At 50.6% G+C, this 565-nt stretch carries 1 protein-coding gene; it reads right to left on the minus strand.

Annotated elements, in window-relative coordinates:
• A partial coding sequence (locus ACT3RN_RS16065) for a hypothetical protein (protein ID WP_444518861.1) occupies positions 1–565 on the minus strand: 565 nt, incomplete at both ends.

Raw genomic sequence — 565 nt, forward strand, 5'->3', positions numbered from 1 at the left:
TGACACACTGTCATTGTCAGGCTCAATACCGATGATGGTCACCGCGGTACAATAGGTAGACAAGTGGCCAATGGAAGGTAGGTTGTTGATACTTACTGGACTACCAACACCAAGGCCACGCATGGCGCCAGTCGCTTGATAGGTCTCACGTTGACAGCGATTGGCCGCGATCCACTGTTCAGCAATCGCAGTTGCTGCATCATCACCATACACTCGAGAGGGCGCTGCAATTAGCACTGTGGTGTCATCTGTGGCAAGTGCTGACTCATCTACTGCTTGACCTTCATAGATAGTATCAGCGGCGAGGCCATCTGCTCGTACCATGACACGATGGCTACCCAGCTGCTGCGTAGTCATCTGTAATGCATTGACGCTGTCTTGACCTGACTGTATGGAGGACTGGGCATAGCTATAGCTTAGCGGTATTTGCTCATTCTCATCCAAACCATTGACCAACCACCACGTACCCAGCTCATCAACCGACTCTCCTGATACCCACAAAGTAGAGATACCAATATCTGCGAGCAGACCCGTGACAAAATCATAGTCACTGACATCTGACTGC

It is taken from the genome of Psychrobacter sp. AOP5-GZ1-6 (assembly GCF_052376345.1).
In the GTDB taxonomy this organism is placed as follows: Bacteria; Pseudomonadota; Gammaproteobacteria; order Pseudomonadales; family Moraxellaceae; genus Psychrobacter.